The sequence below is a fragment of the Terrirubrum flagellatum genome (assembly GCF_022059845.1).
GTDB classification, from domain to species: domain Bacteria; phylum Pseudomonadota; class Alphaproteobacteria; order Rhizobiales; family Beijerinckiaceae; genus Terrirubrum; species Terrirubrum flagellatum.
The window spans coordinates 3,256,905-3,279,290 of the sequence record NZ_CP091851.1 but is presented as its reverse complement, the minus strand read 5'-3'; the positions used below and the strand labels follow the sequence as shown (position 1 = coordinate 3,279,290).

General features: G+C 61.5%; 18 protein-coding genes. 5 read left to right on the top strand and 13 right to left on the bottom strand.

Translation table 11 applies throughout. The annotated features are described in order from the left end of the window. Nucleotides 1-214: 214 nt before the first annotated feature. The 4 genes from L8F45_RS15820 to L8F45_RS15805 are packed head-to-tail and all read right to left on the bottom strand — an operon-like array spanning nt 215 to nt 3,838. Entirely contained in the window at nt 215-1,180 is a 966-nt protein-coding gene (locus tag L8F45_RS15820) for a Bug family tripartite tricarboxylate transporter substrate binding protein (protein ID WP_342358838.1), read from the bottom strand. A gap of 2 nt (nt 1,181-1,182) precedes the next feature. Continuing rightward, complete coding sequence (locus L8F45_RS15815) at nt 1,183-2,037, bottom strand: amidohydrolase family protein (RefSeq protein WP_342358837.1); 855 nt, start codon at nt 2,035-2,037, stop codon at nt 1,183-1,185. A gap of 59 nt (nt 2,038-2,096) precedes the next feature. Further along, on the bottom strand, nt 2,097-3,077 hold the full coding sequence (locus L8F45_RS15810; RefSeq protein WP_342358836.1) for a Bug family tripartite tricarboxylate transporter substrate binding protein: 981 nt from the start codon (nt 3,075-3,077) through the stop codon (nt 2,097-2,099). Next, complete coding sequence (locus L8F45_RS15805) at nt 3,074-3,838, bottom strand: TetR/AcrR family transcriptional regulator (protein ID WP_342363461.1); 765 nt, start codon at nt 3,836-3,838, stop codon at nt 3,074-3,076. The genes L8F45_RS15810 and L8F45_RS15805 overlap by 4 nt, the downstream gene beginning before the upstream one ends. An 89-nt stretch (nt 3,839-3,927) precedes the next feature. On the opposite strand from L8F45_RS15805, the gene L8F45_RS15800 reads away from it, so the two are divergent. From L8F45_RS15800 to L8F45_RS15785, 4 genes are all read left to right on the top strand, one after another. After that, complete coding sequence (locus tag L8F45_RS15800; RefSeq protein ID WP_425329928.1) at nt 3,928-4,563, top strand: shikimate dehydrogenase family protein; 636 nt, start codon at nt 3,928-3,930, stop codon at nt 4,561-4,563. A 172-nt stretch (nt 4,564-4,735) separates the two neighbouring features. Next, nucleotides 4,736-5,605, top strand: a complete 870-nt coding sequence (locus tag L8F45_RS15795; protein ID WP_342358835.1) for an amidohydrolase family protein — start codon at nt 4,736-4,738, stop codon at nt 5,603-5,605. A 25-nt stretch (nt 5,606-5,630) separates the two neighbouring features. Continuing rightward, on the top strand, nt 5,631-6,776 hold the full coding sequence (locus L8F45_RS15790; protein ID WP_342358834.1) for an ABC transporter substrate-binding protein: 1,146 nt from the start codon (nt 5,631-5,633) through the stop codon (nt 6,774-6,776). 343 nt (nt 6,777-7,119) lie between these two features. Continuing rightward, complete coding sequence (locus tag L8F45_RS15785; protein ID WP_342358833.1) at nt 7,120-8,136, top strand: LacI family DNA-binding transcriptional regulator; 1,017 nt, start codon at nt 7,120-7,122, stop codon at nt 8,134-8,136. Between the two features lie 6 nt (nt 8,137-8,142). On the opposite strand, the gene L8F45_RS15780 is transcribed toward L8F45_RS15785, so the two are convergent. From L8F45_RS15780 to L8F45_RS15770, 3 genes are read right to left on the bottom strand one after another with little or no spacing between them, the layout of a single operon-like run. Then, nucleotides 8,143-9,012 (bottom strand): carbohydrate ABC transporter permease, encoded by an 870-nt coding sequence (locus L8F45_RS15780; RefSeq protein WP_342358832.1) that lies wholly within the window; start codon nt 9,010-9,012, stop codon nt 8,143-8,145. After that, entirely contained in the window at nt 9,009-9,944 is a 936-nt protein-coding gene (locus L8F45_RS15775; protein WP_342358831.1) for a carbohydrate ABC transporter permease, read from the bottom strand. Before L8F45_RS15775 ends, L8F45_RS15780 begins: the two co-directional genes overlap by 4 nt. Nucleotides 9,945-9,998: 54 nt before the next feature. Next, on the bottom strand, nt 9,999-11,291 hold the full coding sequence (locus L8F45_RS15770; RefSeq protein WP_342358830.1) for an ABC transporter substrate-binding protein: 1,293 nt from the start codon (nt 11,289-11,291) through the stop codon (nt 9,999-10,001). A gap of 274 nt (nt 11,292-11,565) precedes the next feature. On the opposite strand from L8F45_RS15770, the gene L8F45_RS15765 reads away from it, so the two are divergent. After that, nucleotides 11,566-12,573 carry a hypothetical protein gene (locus tag L8F45_RS15765; protein WP_342358829.1) on the top strand — a complete coding sequence of 336 codons (1,008 nt, stop codon included), beginning with the start codon at nt 11,566-11,568 and terminating at the stop codon, nt 12,571-12,573. 163 nt (nt 12,574-12,736) lie between these two features. On the opposite strand, the gene L8F45_RS15760 is transcribed toward L8F45_RS15765, so the two are convergent. The 6 genes from L8F45_RS15760 to L8F45_RS15735 all read right to left on the bottom strand — a co-directional run bounded on the left by L8F45_RS15760 (nt 12,737) and on the right by L8F45_RS15735 (nt 22,227). Beyond that, nucleotides 12,737-14,302, bottom strand: a complete 1,566-nt coding sequence (locus L8F45_RS15760) for a GNAT family N-acetyltransferase (RefSeq protein ID WP_342358828.1) — start codon at nt 14,300-14,302, stop codon at nt 12,737-12,739. Between the two features lie 32 nt (nt 14,303-14,334). After that, complete coding sequence (locus L8F45_RS15755; protein ID WP_342358827.1) at nt 14,335-15,678, bottom strand: HlyD family type I secretion periplasmic adaptor subunit; 1,344 nt, start codon at nt 15,676-15,678, stop codon at nt 14,335-14,337. Nucleotides 15,679-15,709: 31 nt separating this feature from the next. Next, complete coding sequence (locus tag L8F45_RS15750) at nt 15,710-17,992, bottom strand: type I secretion system permease/ATPase (RefSeq protein WP_342358826.1); 2,283 nt, start codon at nt 17,990-17,992, stop codon at nt 15,710-15,712. A gap of 73 nt (nt 17,993-18,065) precedes the next feature. Continuing rightward, nucleotides 18,066-19,970: a hypothetical protein gene (locus L8F45_RS15745; RefSeq protein WP_342358825.1), complete on the bottom strand. Its 1,905-nt coding sequence runs from the start codon at nt 19,968-19,970 to the stop codon at nt 18,066-18,068. A 122-nt stretch (nt 19,971-20,092) separates the two neighbouring features. After that, the gene (locus tag L8F45_RS15740) at nt 20,093-20,920 is read right to left on the bottom strand and encodes a hypothetical protein (RefSeq protein ID WP_342358824.1); all 828 of its coding nucleotides are present in this window, start codon (nt 20,918-20,920) and stop codon (nt 20,093-20,095) included. 746 nt (nt 20,921-21,666) lie between these two features. Then, nucleotides 21,667-22,227 (bottom strand): hypothetical protein, encoded by a 561-nt coding sequence (locus L8F45_RS15735; protein WP_342363460.1) that lies wholly within the window; start codon nt 22,225-22,227, stop codon nt 21,667-21,669. Nucleotides 22,228-22,386 lie beyond the last annotated feature (159 nt).

Below are 22,386 nucleotides of genomic sequence, written 5' to 3'. Positions count from 1 at the left end.
GGGCCACATTAGTCCGCGCCTCGCCGGCTGGAAAGCCCTGCTGCGCATCGGCAGGATCGAGCGGCCGCGTGCTTGCGACAGTCAACTGAATTTGAGCGGTTATTTTCAGGCAGGCGTCGAGGATCGCAACCTGTCAAACGCTTGGATATCAGCGCGATCTGGGTTTCCCATAGCGAAACGCTGTTACATTTGCGCCGCTTTCATCTTGTCATACTCACTGCTTTTCCAGGCCTGCCTGCTCGGCGACTTTCGTCCAGCGGCTGATATCGTCGCGCAGGCGCGCGCCAAGCTCGGCCGTTGTCGAGGATCGCGCCTCGATGCCGAGATCAGCGAGCCGGGTGACGATCGACGGTTCGGAGAGAACCGACTTCAGCTCGGCGTTGAGGCGCTCGATCACCTCGCGCGGGACAGCAGTCGGTGCAAACAGCCCATTCCACGAGGTCACGTCATATCCGGCGACGCCTGACTCGATCATGGTCGGAATATCCGGAAGCGCCGCGCCACGCCGCGATCCGGTTGTCGCCAGCGCGCGGAGCTGACCATCGCGGATCATCGCGCCCATCGCGGAAAATCCATCTATGACCACATCGACGTCGCGCCTGATGAGGCCGGTCATCGCGTCCGGCGTCGTACGGAAGGGCACGATGGTCAGATCAAGTCCGGCGAGCGCGCGCAAGAGAACGGCGGCGAGATGTTGTGTCGAACCGAACTGGATCGTGCCGATGTTGAGACGCCCGGGAGTTTTCTGCGCGGCGTCGCGAACGTCCTGGAATGTTCGATAGGGATGCTCGCGGCTTGTTGCGACCACGAAATCGAAAAGGCCGAGAGTCGAGATCGGCGTGAAGTCGGCCAGGGGATCAAAGCCGAGCGCGCGCGTGGTCGCGACGCTGACAGCGGTGCCGTTCGTCAGCAGCGTGAGCGTATATCCATCCGCCGGCGCCGACGTCGCTCCGCGCGCCGCGAGAGCGCCGGCGGCGCCCGGCTGATTGACCACGACAATTTGCTGGCCGAGTCGTTGCGTGAGCCGGTCGCCGACAATGCGGACCGTCACGTCCGCGAGCCCTCCGGCGCCAAACGGAACGGTGACCCGGATCGGGCGATCCGGATAGCGCGTCTGCGATCTCGCGATGAGTGGCGCAAACGAGAATGCTGCTGCAGCGGCTCTACGCGTCAGGCGCATCTTCACATCTCCGGCAGCGGAAAATCATAGAGACGGGCGGGATTTGTAACGAGCAGCCGGCGCAGCGCGGCGTCGTCGCCATATTCTTTCAGGAGATCGACGAGATCGGCTTCGTCGACTTCGTGCTTGAGATTGGGATGCGGGAAATCAGTGCCCCACAACACGCGGTCTGGCGCGGCGGAAATCAATGCGCGCGCGAATGGAATGGCAGTCCGGAACGGTGGCTCGGCGATGCGTTCGGCGCCCGAGACCTTCACCCAGACATGCTCGAGTTCGACGAGCCGCAGCAGCGCCTGGAAAGGCGCCTGATCAACGCCCATGGCCGCCGGCGCGCGGCCCATATGGTCGATCACCGCTGTCAGCTTGAGGTCGCTGATCATTGGCGCGAGATCGGCGATGTCAGGCGCATCGAGATGCAACACCACATGCCAGCCGAGCGGCCTGATCTTCGCGAGCGTCGTCTCGAATGCGCGCATGTCGGGCGCGCCGCCGAGATGGCGCACGAAATTGAAGCGCACGCCGCGCACGCCAGCGTCATGCAGCTCAGCGAGTTCCGCATCTGAAACCGCGCCATGGACAATGGCGACGCCGCGAAAGCGCGCGCGGTCGCTTTGCAGGCAATCGACCATCGCGCGATTGTCGTTCCCGTGGCAGCTCGCCTGCACGATGACGGCGCGCTGGAGGCCGAGCCTCTCATGCAGCGCGACCAGCGCCTCCTTCGGCGCATCGTCGGGCGTGTAGCGCCGGTCTGGCGCGTAGGGAAATCGGCTCGCCGGCCCGAAGACGTGACAATGGGAGTCGCAGGCGAGAGCCGGCGATTTGAAGTCCGGTCGGCGGCCGCCGGAGGACGCGATCATCGACAACTCTCCACTATGAAGGCGCTTGGAAGTTCTGGTCGCCTTGAGCGCGTCTCTTCTCAACCCACGCTGATGTTGGCGCGGCGGATGATGTCGCGCCAGAGCAGAATCTCGGCGGCGATGAGACGGGCGAAATCATCGGGCGCGCCTTTCAATGCAATCGCGCCGTCGCGGTCGAGCGCTTCCCTGAACTCCGGCGCATCGAGGAGAGCGTTGATTTCGCGATTGAGGCGATCGACGATTGCAGCAGGCGTCTTCGCCGGCGCGACGACGCCGTACCATTGCACCGCTTCGAAGTCAGGGATGCCGCTTTCGGCGATCGTAGGAAGCTGTGGCGCGAAGCCGACCCGCGCCGCGCTTGCGACGCCGATGGCGCGAAGCTGCCCGCCTTCCGTCAGCGGCAGCACCGCGGTTCCCCCCGTGAGCGTGAACTGAATCATGCCTGCGACCAGATCGTTCACCGATGGCCCCGTGCCGCGATAAGGCACATGCACCGCGTCAAATCCCGCTCTGTAGCAGAGATAGGCGCCGGCGATGTGGGCCGCGCTGCCGACGCCGCCGGAACTGTAATTCAGCTTGCCGCTGTTCGCTTTCGCATGCGCCACGAATTGCTGAAAATTCCGCGCCGGCATAGCAGGATTGACGACGAGGATGTTCGGGACGGACGCGACAGTCGCCACCGGCTGGAAATCGCGCGCCGGGTCATAAGGCAGATTGGCGTAGAGAGACGGATTGTAGGCCAGCGTGCCGATATGCCCCATCATCAGCGTATGACCGTCGGGCTCGGCGCGCGCCACCTGCGCGGCTGCGCTTGAGCCGCCGGCGCCGGGCCGGTTCTCGATCACGAATTTCGCGCCCGAGATTGTGCGCTCCAGACGATTGGCGATCAGGCGCGCCAGAACGTCGGTGCTGCCGCCAGGTGTGAAGGGCACGACGAGTTTAATGATCTGCGATGGCCATGATGACTGCGCGCGCGCGATTGCGGGCGCGAAGATGAGACCGGTGCTTATCCCGCGGCGACTCCAAACGGCGCCGGTCATGCATGGCCCCGATCTTTCGCGCCGCCGCGTACGACGCGGCCGGCCGACAGGGAAGGTTCGACAGGGCGCGCATCAATCGCGCGCGACGAGTTCGCATCAGGCCCGGGCGCCTGAAACGACGCGACCGTCGCCCGGACGAGCTGTTCGATGGCGTTCGCCATGTCGGCGCCGTCCGCGCCGCCTCGCGACAGACGCGACACGCGTTCCGGCGTCACCAGCGTGTAGTAAAGCGCCCCAAGAAGGAAATGGCTGCGCCAGACGATCTCCGTGCGCGGAATGTGCGGCAGACTTTCCCGAATCGCGTCGATGAAAGCATGGCTCGTATCGTCGAAGGTCTGCGCGATGATCCGGTTCGCGACCTCATTTCCCTCGGCCGACATGACTGCGCGCAATCGCGTGAAGCGCGCTCCGCCGCCCGCGAGGTCGCTGCCTGATGAGAACGCCGGCAGCACATAGGCGCGCACGATCGCTTCAAGGCGATCCTGCACATCCCGCACGCGCCGCGCCTCGACAAGCAATTCGGCGCGGCGCCTGTTCATCGGTCCGCAGTGACGACGATAGATCTCGAGAAGGAGCCCGCCCTTCGTCTTGAAGTGATAGGTGACACTGCCGGGATTTCCGCCGGCAGCCTGCGCGATGTCGCGCACCGAGACGGCATTGAAGCCGTTGATCGAGAACAGCTCTTCGGCTGCGCAGAGGATCGCCTCCCGCAAATTCGGATTTCGCGCTGCGGCTTTTTCGCGGGCGGGCTTGCGAGCCATATTTGTACTAGTGTACAAAACTTTCGGCCCAGTCAACAATAATCATGGTCGTTTGCACTGTGCCTGAAAGCGCCGCCCGGGAGCAGGGAATGTCAGCGTCGAATGAATTCGGATTGGCGGGGATCATTGGATTGCCTGTCGCGCATTCGAGGTCGCCGACGATTCATAATTTCTGGCTGAACGCGCATGGCCTGCGCGGCGCCTATGTGCCGCTCGCGGTGAAGCCCGAGCGATTGCAGGATGCGTTGGCGGGGTTGGTCGCGTTGGGCTTTCGCGGCTGCAATGTGACTATGCCGCACAAGCAGACGGTGATGTCGCTGCTTCATCGCGTCAACGAAACCGCAAAGCGCATCGGCGCCGTCAATACCATTGTCGTCGATGAGAATGGCGAACTCAGCGGCTTCAACAATGATGGCAACGGATTTGTCCAGAGCTTGCGCGACGCGAGGGCGGGATGGCGCGCCGATGAAGGACCGATCCTGCTGCTTGGCGCCGGAGGATCTTCGCGGGCTGTCGTGGTGGCGTTGCTGGAAAATGGCGCACGCGACATCAGGATCGCGAATCGCACAGCGGAAAAGGCGGAGGCGATCGCGAGAGAATTCGGCTCTGCGGTGCAGGCTGTCGGCTGGGCGGATCGCAGCGCCGCCGTCAGCGATGTCGCGGAAAGCCTGCGCTTGACATCGATCTGTCGCGGCTCAATTCGCAAACGCTTGTCGGCGACCTGATCTACACGCCTCTCGAAACGCCATTTCTGGCGCAAGCTCGCGAGCGTGGTTGCGTCACGGTGAACGGGTTGGGGCTGCTGCTCAACCAGGCGCGGCTCGCATTCCAGGCCTGGTTCGGCGTTCTCCCTGATGTCACGCCCGGTCTCTTGAAGGCCATTCAGGCGACGTTCTGATGTCGTCGAAATCAACGACGATGACGCCGGCCTCTCGCAAGATCGATTGCCATATCCATGTCATCGATCCCGCGCGCTTTCCCTATGGGGCCGATACTCCCTATCGTCCCGCGGGGCAGGAAATCGCTCCCGCGGGCCATCTCGTGAATACGCTCGATGCGCATGGCGTCGCGCATGCGCTGATCGTCGGGACGAATTCCGGCTACGGGACTGACAGCCGCATTCTGCTTAATGCGCTCAAGCTGGGCGGCGGCCGGTTCAGGGGCGTCGCCGTCGTTGAGAATGACGTGAGCGCAGCGGATCTTGAACAACTGAAAGCGGCGGGAGTTGTGGGCGTCGCGTTCAACGCGCCATTTCACGGCGTCGACTATTATCGCGATACCGCATCTCTTCTGGAAAAGCTGGTCGATCTCGATCTGTTTCTACAGATGCAGGTCGAGCAGGATCAATTGCTGGCGCTGTCGCCGCTGATCGAGAAGTCAAAAGTTCGATTGGTCTTTGATCATTGCGGCAGGCCCTCCATTGAAAGCGGCCTGACGCAGCCGGGGTTTCGCAGGCTTCTCGAGATCGGCCGCGACCGCGACGCCTGTGTCAAGCTGTCCGGATACTACAAATTTTCGCGACAACCTCATCCATACAGGGATGCGTGGCCGTTCATTGCGGCTTTGGCCGAAGCGTTCACGCTTGATCGCTGCGTTTGGGGATCGGATTGGCCGTTCCTGCGGGCGAGCGAGCGCCTGGACTATGGCCCGCTGCTCGCTGCGATCGGCGAGATATTCCCCGATGAAGAGGATCAGTGTCGGCTTCTATGGGCGACGCCCGTGCGCCTGCTCGGCTTCGAACGCAGCGAAATCGAAATCAACAACTAAGTTCAAAGGGAGAGGGAGATCGTCAATGAAGTCTTTTCTATGCTGGAGCGGCGCAGCTCTTGCGGCGTCGCTATGGGCGACGGCGGTTCAGGCGCAATCGGCGGTTTATATTCCCGACGTCGCCGAATTGTCGGGGCCCGGCGCCGTGTCGGGAACGAACTGGCGCGACGGCGTCATTCTCGCAGTCGAGGAAATCAACAAGGCCGGCGGAATACTTGGCCGCCAGATCAAAACCGAACATCTCGACACCCAGAGCAATCCCGGCGTGTCGCGCGCGCAGATTCAGAAGGCCCTCGACAGGGATCCTTATGTCGTTCTCGGCCCGATCTATTCCGGCTCGGTGAAAGTGAACATGGCGCTGACCCAGCAGGCGGAAGTGCCGCAGATTGTGGGCGCTGAAGCCGCCGACATCACGCAGATGGGAAATCCATGGGTTATTCGCACCGCGTTCGGACAGCAGTTCAGCATGCCGAAGATCGCGAATTACATCAGGGACGGGCTGAAAGCGAAGACGATCTCGGTCGTCTGGGTCAACAATGATTTCGGCAAGGGCGGCCGCGACAGCATCGTGAAGGAAATGGCGTCGCGCGCGATCAAGGTTGTCGCCGACATCTCGGTGGAGCAGGGTCAGGCCGATTTTTCCGCCGACGTCATCAAGGCCAAGGGCGCTGGCGCGGAAGCTGTTTTCGTCTATGCGAATGAAGAGGAGAATGCGCGCTTTCTCCGCGAGGCGCGCAAGCAGGGATTAAAGACGCCGCTGATTGGCGAAACGACTTTGCTGAGCCAGAAGGTGATCGAACTCGCAGGTGAGGCGGCCAATGGCGTTCGCGGCCATGTCGGTTTGACTGCGGACGCGCCTGTGCCTGCAATTACGGAATTTCGCGGAAAGTTCGAGAAACGGTTCAATTACATTCCCGATCATAACGGCATCAAGGGCTACACCGCCGTCTATCTCGTCAAATACGTCACCGAGAAAATCGGAAAGTTCGACCGCAAGGCCTTCGGCGACGCGATGAAGGGGTTGACGCTCAAGCCTGACACGGCGCCTGGCATTCTGATGGAGGCGACGTGGGACAGGAACGGCGACATCGATCGCGCGAGCTTCCTCGCTGAGGTCGTGGACGGCAAACAGAAGATCGTCGAAATTCTTCCCAAGCTGGGAGGCATGTGAGCGCGATCTGGCGCGCTGCGGCGAAGAGCCCAGATTCTAAGGAGCGCGTCGACCGGCCGCTCAAAACGCATGAAAGCGCGAGCGCCACATCGCGGCGCTCGCCGCCCTGTAGCGGGCGGACCTTTCGTCGCGCGTCTGCTTGAAAGCAGGGCCTGGCGGATGACAAGGATATGTCGCGCGCCGCAATCAAGCGGCCGATCAGGCGTGCGAAAGAGATGGTCTTCACGGTCGTCGACCGCTCATTCCTCTCTGGAAAGCAGCGAACGCCACTCCACGCCTCTCGCTTTCACAAATTGCGTGAGCTGCGCAAATTTTCTATCGTTCGGGCGCATAGAGGCAAGTCGTGGACCGCCGCAAAAATCAGATCGACCTCGCCCGCGCCGCCGGCGTTTCCGTCAGCACCGTCTCGCGCGCCTTGTCCGACGCCCCTGGCATTAGCGGGGAGCTTCGCAAGCAAATCCAGGGGCTTGCGATCGAGCTGGGCTATGAGGCGCGAGGCGCGAGAGCGGAGCCCGTGAGACCGGCGACGGCCTATGTCACGCTTGATCGCGCGACCGGCGGGTTGGCCGGTTTCTATGACGGGATCGTCGAGCAGTTGACCGCCGAGGCCCGGCGCGCATCGCTCAAGCTCGATGTCAGGCTGGTCGATGAGCGGACATTCGGCCTCAAGCGTTTCGTCGAGGATTTCGACGGCGCCCGCCCGCCCGCGGTGTTTCTCGTTGGGCTCGATCCGTCGCAAGAACTGGCGGAGCGTCTGATCGCTGCGAATGTCGCAACCGTGCTCGTCAATGGCGCCGATCCCGAAACGCGCTTCGACTCCGTGGCGCCGGCGAATTTTTATGGCGCGGAGCTCGCGGCGCGGCTGCTGCTCGAAGCAGGCCATCGATCGCTGCTCTATGTCGCCTCTAACCCGCGATGGACGACGACGCAACGCATGCGCGGCTTTCAGGCCGCGGTCTCCGAGATCAAGGGAGCTTCCGTCGATATCTGCCGTCTTTCCGCGCCGACCCGCGAGCAGGCGGAAATCGCAGTCGATCAACTGGTCGCCAAGGGCCGTCGCTGGACAGCGGTGTTCTGCATGAATGATCTCTATGCGGTCGGAGTCATGCGCGCGCTTGAGGCAAGGCGCCTGCGCGTGCCCGAAGACGTATCGGTTCTGGGCTTCGACGATCTTCCCTTCGCGGAAATGACGACTCCGCGCCTGTCGACTGTGCGCGTGGATCGCCATGAGATCGGGCGCCAGGCCGTGCAGCTCATGATCCGCCGATTGAACGCGCCCGCCGCCTCGACGCTGCATATCGAAATCGGCGTCAGCCCCGTGGCCGGCGGAACCATCGGCGCGCCGCGAAAGCCGGCCTGAAGAAGCCTATCCCTTCACGGCTCCGGCCATGAAGCTTCCCATCACCCGCCGCTGAGTCATCAGGAAGACCGCGACGACAGGCGTGACCGCGATGGTGGAGAGCGCCATGGTGGCCTGGAAGTTGATGCCATATTCCGTGTTGAGCGAGATCAGCGCGACCGGGAGTGTATGCGTTTCAGGCCCCGTCGACAGCACCATGATTGGAAACCATTGTTTCCAGTTCATGAGAAAGGCGATGAGGATTGCGGTCAGGACGACGGGCTGCGCAATCGGCGCGACGATGCGCGTAAGGATCTGCCATTCGGACGCGCCGTCGATGCGCGCCGCCTCGATCATCTCGACCGGGATCGAGCGAAAGAACTGAACGAAGATGAAGAAGACAAGCGGCACGAGGCTCATCACCAGCACGATGCCGAGCGTCGTGCCGAGCAGATTGAGCTTGTAGGAGACAAAGTAGAGCGGGATCACCAGCAGCATGTGCGGATACATGATTGTCAGCATAAATCCGTAACGCACGCTGGTGAAAAGCGGCAGCTTGGGATTGCGAAAGAGCGCGTAGGCGCCAAGGCCCGTCGCGACGACGCCGACCGCCGTCGCAAGCAAGGTGATCACGACCGAATTCCACGCGAAGGTCGACAGCGCTGTGCCGCCGATCGTGGCGAGGCTGCGGAAAGCGGTGAGATCGAAGCTCTCCGGCCAGAGCCGCATCGGCGCGGAGAGGATCGCGTCCTGGCTGCGGAAAGCGCTGACGATCATCCAGTAGAAGGGATAGACGAAGATGAGAGCGATCAGCGTCGCGGCCACATAGAGCGTGAATGTCGCCAGCGGTGAGGTCGGCTGGCTGCGGGCCTGGTCGATCGATGCGGCGTCGCTCATCGGTGATCGCTCCGCTCCATATGCCAATAGGCTGCGGCGGCGAGGCCGAATACGATCACGAACAGGATCGTCGCGATCGCGGTCGCTTCGCCATATTGGGCGCTGTTGAATTTCGCGTAGGCGTAATAGGAGACGAAGTTGGTCGAGAAGTTCGGGCCGCCCTTGGTGATGACGAAAATCACCGTGAAGGTCTTGAGGAATTCGATCAGCGCATAGACCGTGTTGATGGTGATCGCCGGCCGCAGTTGCGGAATGGTGACATAGATCAGGCGCTGCCAGGAGCTCGCGCCGTCAATCTGGGCCGATTCATCGAGCGTATGATCGAGGAGCTGCAGGTTGGTAAGGAAGATCAGCGTGTAGAGCCCGACATGATGCCACGCCTCGACCAGCGTGATCGTGGTGAACGCGCTCCAGGGCTGCGTGACGCCGGGAAAAGGCGGCAGGCGCAGGCTGAGCAACGCCTGGTTCACGACGCCGAAATTCTGGTTGAACATCCATTTCCAGACGATGAAGCTCGCGACGTCAGGCGTCACCACCGGCAGGAAGATCGCGAGCTTGAACAAGGTCCGGCCGCGAGACAGCGCGGGATGCGCGAGCAGCAGCGCAAGGCCCACGGCTGCTGCGACATTGATGATCACGGACAGGAAAGTGAACAGAAGCGTCCGCCAGAGCGAAGAGACGAACGCCGCGTCGCTCAGCACATGGCGGAAATTCTCCAGGCCGACATAGGTCGGATTGTCGCTCAGAGCGGTATAAGAGTCTGTGAAGGCGACGCGAATGCTGTCGGCGATCGGCCAGATGCCGAAGATGACGGTAAGCAGCGCGAAAGGCGCGAGAAATAGGTAGAGCGTCGCATATCGCCAGACTTCGCCCATCGGGCGCCGCGCTTCGACATGGGCGATATGACCGTCGATTGCGACGGATGATGACATCTTGCTTCTCGCCTTGTTGTCATCGCGCCGGAGCAGGGCCGGCGCGATGATCTCTCAGCCCTTGCCCTTGAGAGTCGTCAGCTCCTGCCGGAGCTTGTCCGCCGCGGTCTTGATCCAGGCGTTCCAGTCTTTCGGCGGATTGTTGATCGCCTCGATGAGCTGCTTGTAGAAGGTTTCCTGCAATTTGAGCTGCCACGGAAAGACTGACGCCGCGAAATCGTCGACCTGAAGCTTCACGCCGGGCGCGAGGAAAGGCTTGAGTCCCGGCGTCAGACTGGCGGTGTCGAGATCGCTGCGCACCACGCCGCCCATATTGTTGAGCGAATATTGCTGCGCCTGCTTGCTCACGATAAACTTCACGAATTCCTTCGCCGCGTCCTTATTTTTTGCGTTCTCGGGCACCGCCATGCCGCGCACGGAGCCGACCACCATCGCGCCTGCGCCGCCGCCAAAGCTGGGATAGGGGCCTACAATATAGTCGCCGGCCGGCGCCGTCTTGTCCCATTTGCCAACATTCCAGTTGCCGACGCGAAACATGCCGACGCGATTGCCTTCGATCAACTGATACATGTCGGTGAAGGTGTGATTCACAGTCTCTGGCGACACCAGCTTGTATTCCGTGAACAACTTGAGATATTCGATGATCGCCTTCGCTACTTCCGGTTTGTCGATCACGACGTCGCCCTTCTCGTCGACGAGCGGATGGGCGATGCCATTGCCATAGACGAGAAGGCTGATGCCGCCGCCCGTGATCGAAGCCGCGTCGCCCGCCTGCATGGCGATGCCGAACGTATCCTTCTTGCCGTTGCCGTCGGGATCCTCATCCTGGAATTTTTTCGCGATCCGAAGCGCGTCTTCCCAGGTTTGCGGAAATTTCTCGCCGACCTTGTCGAGCCAACTTTTGCGCACGCCCCAACCTGTGATCGTGCGCTGGAACGGCATCTGGATCATGCGATCCTTGAATGTCGACGCCGCGACATCGCCGGGCTGGATGAACTTCCTGTCGTCGGCTGCGAGCTGATCGAATTGCGGCTTCAGGTCCGCGAGTTTGCCCGTGCTTTGCTGGATCTGCACGATGCGCGCATTATCGTTGAAAAGAATGTCGGGGCCTGTGTTGGTGTTGAGCGCGGCGATCGAGCGGCTGAACCACTGTTCCGTTGGCATCGATTGCGATTTCACGGTGACGCCGGGATGATCTTTTTTATAGAGCTCGGCCATCTGCTCGATCATTTTCAGGCCGTCTTCGCCCTTGTCGTGCCAGATCATGATGTCCTGCGCTCGCGCGCCGGAGGAAAGAGCGGCGGCGAGCGCGAGAGCTGCGCCGGCGAAAGCGAATGTGAGCTTCATCGTGGCCTCCCGTTCCGTATTCTTTTTGATCCGCAAGCCTCGCGTGGCGCGAAGGCCAGGTCAAGCGAATTTCGCAATTTTCTAAAATTTCGCAAATTTGCAGAGCAGGGATTCGTCAGGATCGGCGCGCAATGCATGCTTGCATGCGCCTTCGCATTGAAAATAAAGGAGAAATAGGACCTTATGTCGCGAAGGCAGACCACGAAGGCGCTGTCGGCATAGCCTCGGCTCCGCAAATTGCGTAGACGTCAGCGGACGCGCATAGGCGAATCCGATGGCCATCGATCTCCGGAACTTCATTGATCGCGCCGAAGCGATCGTCGCGAACCACGCAATCGAAACCGGCGCCTATCGGCGCTGGAACTGGCAGGACGCGGGCGAAACGCGAGACCTTGGGATCAATCCTTACGGATGCGCCGATGCGGCGAACATTCTCTATATGATTGGCCGCTTTCCCGGCGATTCCGCGACGCGCGAGCGTTGGGTGGCGGCGCTGCGCTCGCTCCAGAACCCGCAGAGCGGGCTGTTCGAGGAGCCGACGCATCATACGATCCATACCACGGCGCATTGCGTCGCGGCGCTGGAGCTGTTCGACGCGCCGGCCGCCTATCCGCTCACGGGTCTCCACGCCTATCGCGATCACGATGCGTTGCGTCGCTTTCTCAGCGAACTCGACTGGCATGGAAATCCCTGGCGCGAATCCCACCGTGGCGCTGGCCTCTACGCTGCGCTTGTCATTGCCGAAGAAGTCGATCTCGGCTGGCAGGATGCCTATTTCAGCTGGCTCTGGGATAACACTGATCCGGCGACCGGCTTGCTCGCAGGCCGCGATCTTCCGCGCGTGACCCATAGCGGCGTCACGACGATGGTGCCGCACATGGCCGGGACGTTTCATTATCTCTTCAACATGCAGTTTGGCCGACGTCCGCTTCGCTATCCCGAGAAGCTGATCGACGCCTGTCTGGCGATGGCGGAGGAGCGTCAGTTTCCGCTGGGCGAGCGCATCGGCTTTGCGGAAATCGACTGGTTCTACTGCATGAATCGCAGCTTGCGGCAGTGCAACCACCGTTTCGAGGAAAGTCGCCGTGCGATCGAGGCGATGGGCCGGCGATTGGCGGACTACACGCAGTCGCTTGATCCCAAAACGGACGATGGGTTGAATGATCTGCATCTGTTGTTCGGCAATCTCTGCGCCTTCGCCGAATTGCAGCAGGCCCTTCCGGGCCTTGTCGTGACAAACAGACCCTTGAAGCTGGTGCTTGATCGCCGTCCTTTCATCTGAAGCGCGAGATGATCGCCCTTCGCTCTCGGCCCCGCTCGTTTTAAAGTGATGGCTTGTCCCGATCGGCTTGAGGATCTGGAAGAGCTTGTCGGCAGCTATCTCATGGTGCGCGAGCGCCGCCTTGAGTAGCAGCCATCGCGGCATCCGCCCGAGATCGGCTCGCTCATTTGGCAGCGAAGAGGTTGGTCGCATTCCCCTCCTGTAACTGAGAGGACGGCCGCACGCGGCTCCGCCATATCTGTCCGGACGGCGCGTTGTTTTTCCTTGAGATGCGACTTTCGCCCGTATGGGAGCCAGCCGTATGGGGCGCGTGCTTCATTAACTCATCCAGCGCGATTCGCGCCTCCTCCAACTTCGGTTCGATCCGCGCGGCCTCGGCGTAAGCCGCCGCAGCCGCCTTGAGCTTGCCGAGCGCCTCGCAGGACTTGCCATAATGCAGCCAGGCCTTGGCCGAGTCCGGCCTGATGTGGAGAAGCTGCTTGAAGAAGCTGCGCGCGCCGGCGAAATCGCGCTTGACCGTCAGCAATTGACCGCCGCGAAATAATGTCTCGGCATGGTTGGGGTCCGTGTGCAGAATCTGCCTGTAGGCGCGCATCGCTTCGACCAGGCTCCCTTTCTGATGAAGATTTGTGGCTCGCGAGAGAACGAAAGGAATCGTCCGCGGCTCGAGCCTGTCGCCGAGGTTGCGGCCGTTGCGCGTCGAGACGATCACGCATTTGATGAATTTGTTCTCGGCCCCGAACATATACTTGTAGGGCTCGTCGCCGCGCAGAAAGTCATAGCTCGTGAAGCCCTCGGCGATCGCGTGGTGGATCGCATAGGCGTGCAGGACGAAGCCCGGCGGCGGACTGGTGAAGCTGTCGTCGCGACCGCTGATATAGAAGAGCATCGTCTTCTTCACGCGATCGAGCAGGATTGCGAGCGCGCCGACCGCGCGGTCGCCGGCCCAGAGCACGGGCATGAAGAGCGCGCCGTCCCTGAGGCATTGACCGAGCACGCGCCGGTTCGAGGTGAGGATAGCGTCGAGCCGGTCGCCTTTGCGATCGCCCCATCTCGCTTTCCAGAGATCAAGCAACCTGTCGACATCGCGCGCGATGGTTGATTCATCTGCATGCGTCACACGCAGCTCGCCACGATCAATCATCTTCAGGAAACGCCTGAGCTTCGGGCGCGTGTTCGAGCTCAGCGTCTCGAGATAGGCGTCCCATGCTTCCGGAAGTCGCACCATCGGGCAGATGCAATTGTCGACATTGTCGTCGACATTGACGCGCGTCTCTGTCGACATGCGCAACTCTCGATCGACGAAATGGGAAAAAAATGCGTCGAACCGCCGATCGCCGGCGCGGATGAAGTCGGCCTTGAAGCGGCTCCAGCGCATCTCCCTGATGCGCTTCGCAAAAGCTGCCGCCGCCTCGAAACAGGCCGATGGCAGGCAGATGAAGCCGGTGTAATCGGCGGCGTAATTCCCCGCCATGTTGATCTCGTTATGAAAGAGCCCTTCCTTTCCACCGGTGCTGATGCGCAGGGGAAAGAGCGCGGCGTAGCCCGCTCCTTCACGTTCGGGCCGCGCCGCCAGGATGAACCAGCGATCTTCGAGCGTCGGCAAATATTGCGCCATCCATGTCCACGACAGAAAGAAATGCGCCTCGGGATCCGCCGCGTAGATGCTCTCCCAAGCGGGCTTCAAATGTTCGAGCGCCGTTCTGTCGCTGATCACGTCGACCTGCACATGTCTCTCCTTTATTCGCTCATGCGACTCAATCACCGCTCGCGAAATGCGCGCGTCATGCTGTCCTCGATCGGCCTCATCAGATATTGAAAGAAGGTGCGCTCGGCGGTCTTGATATAGACTTCGGCCGGCATGCCTGGCGTCGGCGTGAAGCCTGAAACGGCGTGCAGCGAATCCGGATTGAGTCTCACGCGCGCGAGATAGATGTCGCCGGTGCTGGGCTGGGGCGTCTTCCGCTCGTCGGCGAGCGCATCCGCCGAGAGATAGACGACTTCTCCTTCTATCATCGGCGTCACGCGCTGGCTCAGCGCGGTGAGGCGAACCATGGCGTGCTGGCCGCGCTTGACATTGTCGATGTCCGCAGGCCGCACGCGCGCCTCGATCAGGAGCTCGGCCTGAAGAGGAAGGAGCTCCATGATGTTCTTGCCGGGTTCGATCACGCCGCTGCTGGTATGATAGCGCAGCTTCACCACGACGCCGCGCACCGGCGCGGCGATCTTCACGCGCTCCAGCACGCCCTTCGCTGCGAGCATGCGCTCGCGCACATCGGCGTGCTCGCCCCTGATCTCATGAAGCTGCTCGACCGCGGTCTTGACGGCGGCGCGACGCACGCCGGCGATCTGTTCGTTCGAACGCGAGATGCGCTCCTTGGCGTCGCCGAGTTCGCCCTTGAGGCGGCCGACCTCGCCCTGCAAATTGGCGTGCGCGCGCATGAGCTGGAGCAGCTCCGGCTTGCGCAGCAGCCCCGCTTTGACGAGCGGCGATTTTCCGTCGATCTCCTCCTGAAGAAGCGCAATCTGACGATAGGTGCCTTCCAGTTGCGTCTTCGAACCCTCGATGCGCTCCTTGAGCGCATTAATGCCCTCCTGGATCGTTGAGATTTCGTTTGCCTTGCTGTTCTGGCGCGCTTCGAAAGTCAGTCTCTGGCTTGCGAGAATTTCCGCCACTTCTCCGTCTCTGGCGGCGGCGATGAAATCGGGCGTGAACCGCAATTGCTCGTCTTCGCGGGTTTCCGCCTGCAGGCGCTGATCCATCGCCGCCAGACGCATGCTTCTGAGATAGAGCCGCCTGAGTTCGGCCCGCGGCGCCGTCTCGTCGAGATAGATCAGCGGTTGCCCGACCTCGACGACGTCGCCCTCATGCACCTCGATCGAACGGATCACGCCGCCTTCGAGATGCTGAATGATCTTGTTCTCGCCGGTCGCGACGAAGACGCCGTTCGCCACGACCGCTCCGGCGATCGGCGCGGTGTTCCCCCACACGCCGAAGCCAAGCACCGTGAATGCTATCACGGAGAATCCGAAAACGGTCGCGCCGCGCGTCGAACGCGGAACGGCGGAATACCAGGGCTGTTCCGCTGCTGCTTCAGTCGCCATCGCGCCAATCCCCGTTCAGATCATTTCATTTTCAAGCGTCGGTGAACGGACGGTCATCGCCGCCCCATCCCTTGAGAGGTTTGGAGCCGGTGATGACCGGGATGAGGTCGTCGCGCTTGCCGAGCGCCTGCACGGCGCCGTTCTGCAGGATCATGATCTTGTCGACGCTCTTTAGCAGCGACGGGCGCTGCGTGATCGCCACGATGGTCGTATTCTTTGTTTTGGCGTGACGAAGCGCTTTCGCCAACGCACGCTCGCCGCGCGCGTCGAGATTGGCGTTCGGCTCGTCGAGCACGATGAGACGGGGATTGCCGAAAAAGGCGCGGGCGAGCCCGATCCGCTGCCGCTGACCGCCGGACAAGGGGCTGCCGTCCATCGAGATGACGGTCTCATACCCTTGTGCGAACTCTGAGATCATCTCGTGGACGTCTGCGGCTTCGGCCGCTTCGAACACGTCGGCGTCGAGGGCGTCGTCGCGCATGCGCGCGATGTTCGCCTTGATCGTCGCCGGAAAGAGCTGAACGTCCTGCGGGAGATAGCCGACGCTTTCACCGAACTGGCGCGGATCCCAGTTTCGCAGATCCATCATGTCGAGCCTGACATTGCCTGCTGTCGGGATGATCGACCCGACGAGCATGCGCGCGAGCATGGTCTTGCCGGTGCCGGATGCGCCGACGACGCCAAGCGACTCGCCGGGCTCGAGCTGGAAGGTGATGCCGTTCAGGATCACTTTCTTGTTCGGCGGCGGCACATAAAGGATGCGCTCGACAGTGAGCCGCCCCTGCGGGCGCGGCAGCCGTAAACGGTCGAGATTGAGCGGCGAGCTCAGGAGCAGCGATTTCACGCGCGCATAAGCCGAGCGCGCATGGACGAAGCTGCGCCATCCTTCGATGGTTCCCTCTAGCGGCGACAGCGCGCGGCTGCCAACGATGGACGCCGCGATGATCATGCCGCCGGTAAGTTGACTCTCGATGGCGAGATAGGCGCCCCAACCGAGAATGCAGATCTGTGTGCAAAGGCGCGCGAATTTCGACAGGCCCGTCATCAGGACATTGAGGTCCTGCCCCTCGACCTGGGCTTTGAGCGATTCCGCGGTCTCGCGCCCCCAGACCTGTACGCCTTCCGGAATCATGCCCATGGCGTTGATGATCTGCGCGTTGCGCGCCATCGCCTCCGCCTGCTGATTGGCGCGCGTGCCGAATGCCATCGCGCGCGTGAACGGCATGGCGGTGACGCGCTGGTTGAGAAAGGCGAGGCCAATCAGCGCCAACCCCGATGCCGTCAAAATCAGCCCGAGATGTGGATGGATCATATAGACGACGAGGAGATAGACTGGCGCGACCGGCGCATCGAACATGGTGAGCAGCGTCGGTCCGGTGAGAAAAGCGCGCACCTGTTGAAGATCGGCGAGCGTCTGGAATTCCCTGCTCGAACCGGTTTGCGCCGCCTTGGCCGCCGCGCTGAGCACCGGCGCGCCGAGCTTGGTCTCCGTCTCGACGGCGATGCGGGTGAGAATAACGCGCCGCATCACATCGAGCAGCACATGACCCGCGATCGCGATCACCACGATTGCGACCAGCATGATCAGCGTATCGACGCTGCGGCTGGCGAGAACGCGATCCGACATCTGGAAGAGGAAGATCGGAATCGCCAGCACCAGCAGATTGACGCCTATGGAGAAGACGCCGACGGTGATCAGGTTTCGCCGACTGGAGGCGAGCCCTCTTCCCAGCACATCCCTGAATTCCATGTCGCTGGCGCGCTTCTGCAGCGGCGGTCCTCCGTCGCCTCTGCCGCCGCCGCCATGTGATCCGCCGCCGCCATGGCGGCCGCCGCGCTGGTCGAGCGCGGGAACGTCGTTTGAAGCGCCTTTCGCGGCAGGATCTGCGAGAGCGGTTCCAGTCGCGTCGGCGCGCGGCGAGGTCGCGCTTTCGGCCGCAGCGACCGACATCGGCGAGTTCGCCGCGTTAGCGTTCGCGTCGCGATCATTCGCTGGTTTGACGTCAGCCGAAGGCGGTTCGCAGCTCCTGGCTGCGCCGCGCGCGCGCTGCGCCGCGGGCTCGAATTCGACCACTGTCGCGGTTCGATGCTGTTCGGCTTCCTCTACGCGTGATTGCGCCTTCAGTGGGTCGCTGGCCGTTGGGCCGAGACAGCTTTCGGTAGCCGCCTGTCGCACTTCGGCGTCGAGATCGCGCAATCGTTTCGTCAGCGAGAGGAGGGGATCGCGCTTTTCGCTCGATCCCTGACAGGACGCTGTTTCGCCAGTCGATGAATTCGCGTCAGGCGGCGGACGCCTGCCATCGCTGTTTTCCATCCCTCTCGTCCCGGCTTTCTGGCGCGGGACCTCCCCCTTCAACGCAACTCACACATTCAAACGCTGTCGTTCATCAATGAAGGACCCCGCCCATCACGTCGCCGCCGCTGCTCGCCGCGGCGGGGTGGGCGATTTGATCTGGCGGACAATCCGCGTCGGCATTGCCGACGAAAGCGATGACTTCGGGAATGAGCGCTTGCGTGTCGCCGTAATGGACGGCGTCCTGGTCGGTCGCGACGAGATTGGCCTGCACAAGCACGGTGTCCGTGTAGTGTTGGCCGCCGACATAAGCGTCTGTCGGGCCAACATGCACGATGATCGCTTCGTTGGTGAGCTGATTGTTGCCGGTAATGGCGGTTTGTGACGCGTCGCCGCCGGGCTCGCCATGCATGAGCTGGATCAGCGTATCGACGTCGGAGACGACATTGATCTGCCAGAGCGCGTTGATGTCGTAATAATCGCCCTTGACATAGAGGACATCGAACGTCCCGCCAGAAGACGCGATGGAGTGGCCGAAATTCCAGTCGAGCGTCGTGTCGCCGCGCGACAGCGCCGCCATGAAATCCTGCATCGGTTGCGATATCTGCTGGAAATGATCGCCGCCATAATTGGCGAAGACGCCGATATTGGTGAGCTGGTTCTGGCCCGTGATGATCGATTGCGGCGAGTTCTCCGAGTCGGCCGCGGCCGATTTCACCACATCATCGTCGAGCAGGATATTATGCTGATAGATCAGATTGGCGCCGTGATAGCTGCCTTCGACGATGATCAGGTCGTATTTGAACGAACCGCCCGACATGTCGAAGAAGTTATACATCTTGTTGTCGCCGGCATGGATCTCGTAGTGATTTATCGCGCTCTGCTGGACGATGAGATCGTTGTCGGCGAGATAGTTTTTCTGCACCGCGGTGCGCACGTCGTAGAAGTCGCCATCGACCACTTTGACGTTCCAGTTGGGACCGGCGAAGAACGCGGGAACGCCTGTATACACTCCCGGATTCTGCTGCAGCTCCGCGATATTGTCGGCGCGGTTGCCGCCAGACTCGAGAGAGCTTGAATGGTTTCCGCCGGTGCCGCTGATATCGTCGCGGTCGATGAAGGCGTTGGTCTGGATCAGCGCGTTGGTCTGGAAATAGGAGCCGCCGACGATCATCGACCGGCCGGACTCCGTCAGATCGATCAGAGCGGCGATATTGTATGCGAGATTTGAACCCAGATCAGCCCATTGCCCATGACCGTGCCCGAAATTCTCCGGCATATCCTTGTGAACGGATTCCGGTAGCGTCGCATCGGGCGGCGTCAGCGCGCCGTTGATGTAAATTCCGGGTTTCGCCGAAGGCTCGTCCGGATGTTCGACGCCAGCCGCGATGTCTGCATCCCGCGCCTGAATGAACTCGGTCAAGGCCTTGTCGCTTGCTGTTGTCGGCGTGAGGCCGGGAGGGATGGCGTCGAAGCTTTTCGAGAGCATATCCTCAAGCGCGCCCACATCGATCTTGTGCAGGGCGTTGACGCCGGTTCCTTCGGTGATCACCAGGCGATCGTCGTCGGCCATGAAGTTGTATTGCTTGATCTGCAACTCGATTTGATCGCCGCCGGGGGCGTAAGCGACCGAGATGTGATGATGGACGGCGACGCCGCCCGATGACGACAGGCCTGATCCGACGGGCCTGACAAAATCTTCATCGGGCGAGTGGGGAATGCTGACGCTCTTGGGCGGCGTCGGCCCCGGGGCGCTCAAGGCCTTCCCGAAATTCGGAAGAGGATCGGGCCACGCCATCAGCGGCGGCGGCTTGTTTGCGGTGTCGAACGGATCAAGATCGGCGTCCGTGTCGAAATTCGGCAGAACAGCCTTGTAGTCGTCCGGCGCCTTCAGCGGGGGGCCGTCGGTATAGGAAATGCGCGATCTCAAATAATCGAGATCAAGGCGGAGATAGCCGATGAAGTGCCATATGGCTTCGGTGACGCCGTCGGAGACCATGCTTCTCTCCGTCCGAAAGCGGCGCCGACTGGGTCGGCGTCAGGTCAATTCGAGCAGGTGAGTCGCCCCAAAAAGGAGGCGGCCCGCGAAGCGTCCCGCGCGGACCGCCGTTTGCGCGACGATCAGAGATCGTCGGATGCGTGGTTGTTGTTCGACATATCGTCGCCAGCAACCGTCATTGTGATGCTGTTGAACTGGATGTTGGCGCCCATCGTGATGTTCTGGCTGAAGGCCTCCTGGCTGACCGTCACGTCGGCCGCCGCAGAGCCTGTCGTGCCGATGGTGCCGTCGGCGCCGATATGGGCCTTGGCGTCCTCGACCTTCGCCTCGCCGCCATCGATGTCGAACTTCGTGTCGAAGTGACCGCCGTCCATCTTGACTTCAGGGTTGGTCAGATAGTCGTGATCGACGAGGTTGTTGACCTGATCGATGTTGAACTGGTTCCCGTCGCCCTTCAGGTCTTGATAGACCACGTCAGGCATGATGACGCTGCCGTCATTGCCCGCGATCTTGTCGATGTCGATGACATCGTTGTCGACCGGTTGCTTGAACGCGTCGAGGTCGAGGTCGACCTTGACGTCGACGTCAACATTGACCTTGTTTTCGACCTTATTCTCGACGGTGTTTTCAACCTTGTTGTCGACCTTATTGTCGAGCTTGTTGTCGACCGAATTCTCGTTCTTGTTTTCGTTCTTGTTTTCGTTCTTGTTCTCATTCTTGCTTTCGTTGAAGTTCGCGTTCCCGTTCAGATTCCCGTTGCCATTGGCGTTCCAGTTGCTGTTGTCGTTGCTGTTGCTGGAATCGAGCGATTGCACGGCGTATTGGAGCTGGCCCTGGCCTTGCAACTGACCTTGAGCCTGTCCCTGGAGCTGGCCTTGCAGATTCGCCTGCGCCTGGCTTTGATCCTGGTCCTGCGACGGATCGTTGTGCTTCTTCTTGTGCTGCGACATGATACTCTCCCTGTGGGCGTAAGAGCATCGTTCGCGCTGTCGGGCCGCTGATCTTCTGCGTCTGCGACCGCCAAGCGACGTTCAATGCATAGCTGGGTGAGAACGCTGCGTTCTTTCGTATGCGTGACCGGATCGAAATCGCGCGGCGTCGATTTGTCTGTGGATTGTCTGACTCTGGTGCGGCGCCTCCCGTGTCTGTGTTGTAGTTTTTGGCGGCTGGCGCTCGCTGTTGATAACGGGCGGATCAGCCGGGCCACGGACGGTCTTTTTTTTTAACGATTTTGCCTAGTCGCTCATTCGGCGCGCGCGGCTGTTCAATTGGCGCGCAAAAGAGTGGCATTCGTCGCTGGATGGCGGCGCGGCCATGGCCATATGGCGGCGCCGGGAGTGTCCGGATGGTCGATATCAGCGCCAGTCGGCGCAAAATCCCGCCGAGCAGTCATCGTTGCTAGCGCCGTCTGACATCGGGATAGTCGAACGGCCGCAGCGTCGAAGCCGTTTGAGCGGCCGACAGCGCTGTTCCGCGCCACGGCGTTGGGTTACGCAAGGCTGACCTTGCATCGTCGAAATGTCGCCTCTTGGCGCGGCGCGCTGAGGAGGGGGTGGTGGACGCTCGGCCTCTCGATATGATCAGGATCGCCGCTGAAGGAGAAGCTCCTTCGCGTGTCCAGCCTGTTTTAAAGCGATGGAGAGAGAGTAAAGGCTGGCGGAGCATTCAGTTTCGCGCGGCCGGTGGCGCTCGCACTTTATGTCTTGCTGTTGAGATGAGCTTGCAACCGCGGCAGGATGTCCCAAAGCTCGCGGTTAAGCTGCGTCAGGCTCCGGTTCGCATCCAGCATTTCCTTGATGCGCTGTTCGTCCATCTGGCGCGTTTCGCCGAACTGAAGGCTGGTTCGCGTTTCGACGATGCGCATCGATTGCGTCTGCGTGATCTTGCCGTGATCATCGACCGAATAAATGCAGTGATTGAATTCGTTGCGCAGCCGCGTGCTGTCGTTGAAGCGGGCGATCAGCTTTTTCAGGTCCCGATCGAGCGCCTTGTCCTTGAGATGCAGGAGCGCCAGCCGCTGGATCAGGTCGAGCCTCGCCCGCGTGGTGTTCAGCGTCGCGAAGACAATCGCCGCGGAAGCTTGATCCGTCCGCAGCAGCATCATGAGCACGTAGATGAGCATGCTCTCGTTGTTTGACCAACTGCAGATCAGATTTCCGATAAGCGCGAGAATGAGTGTGCGTCGATCAACCGACTCCGGCGCGGCCGCTTCAATTGCGGCGAAGTCCGGCTTGGGGGGAAGCTGGGTTGATGGCATCGTCTGCGCGCTCTCGAACCGACGCGCCGTCGCTGCGCCGCATCGGATCTCGTCCGCCACTTTCACGAAATGGTCTCCCACGCGGCGACAAAACACAAGCGCCGGCGAGGCGCGCGCTGACGCGCGCTTCGGAATTGCCGGCGCGCCGCGTCGGCCGGT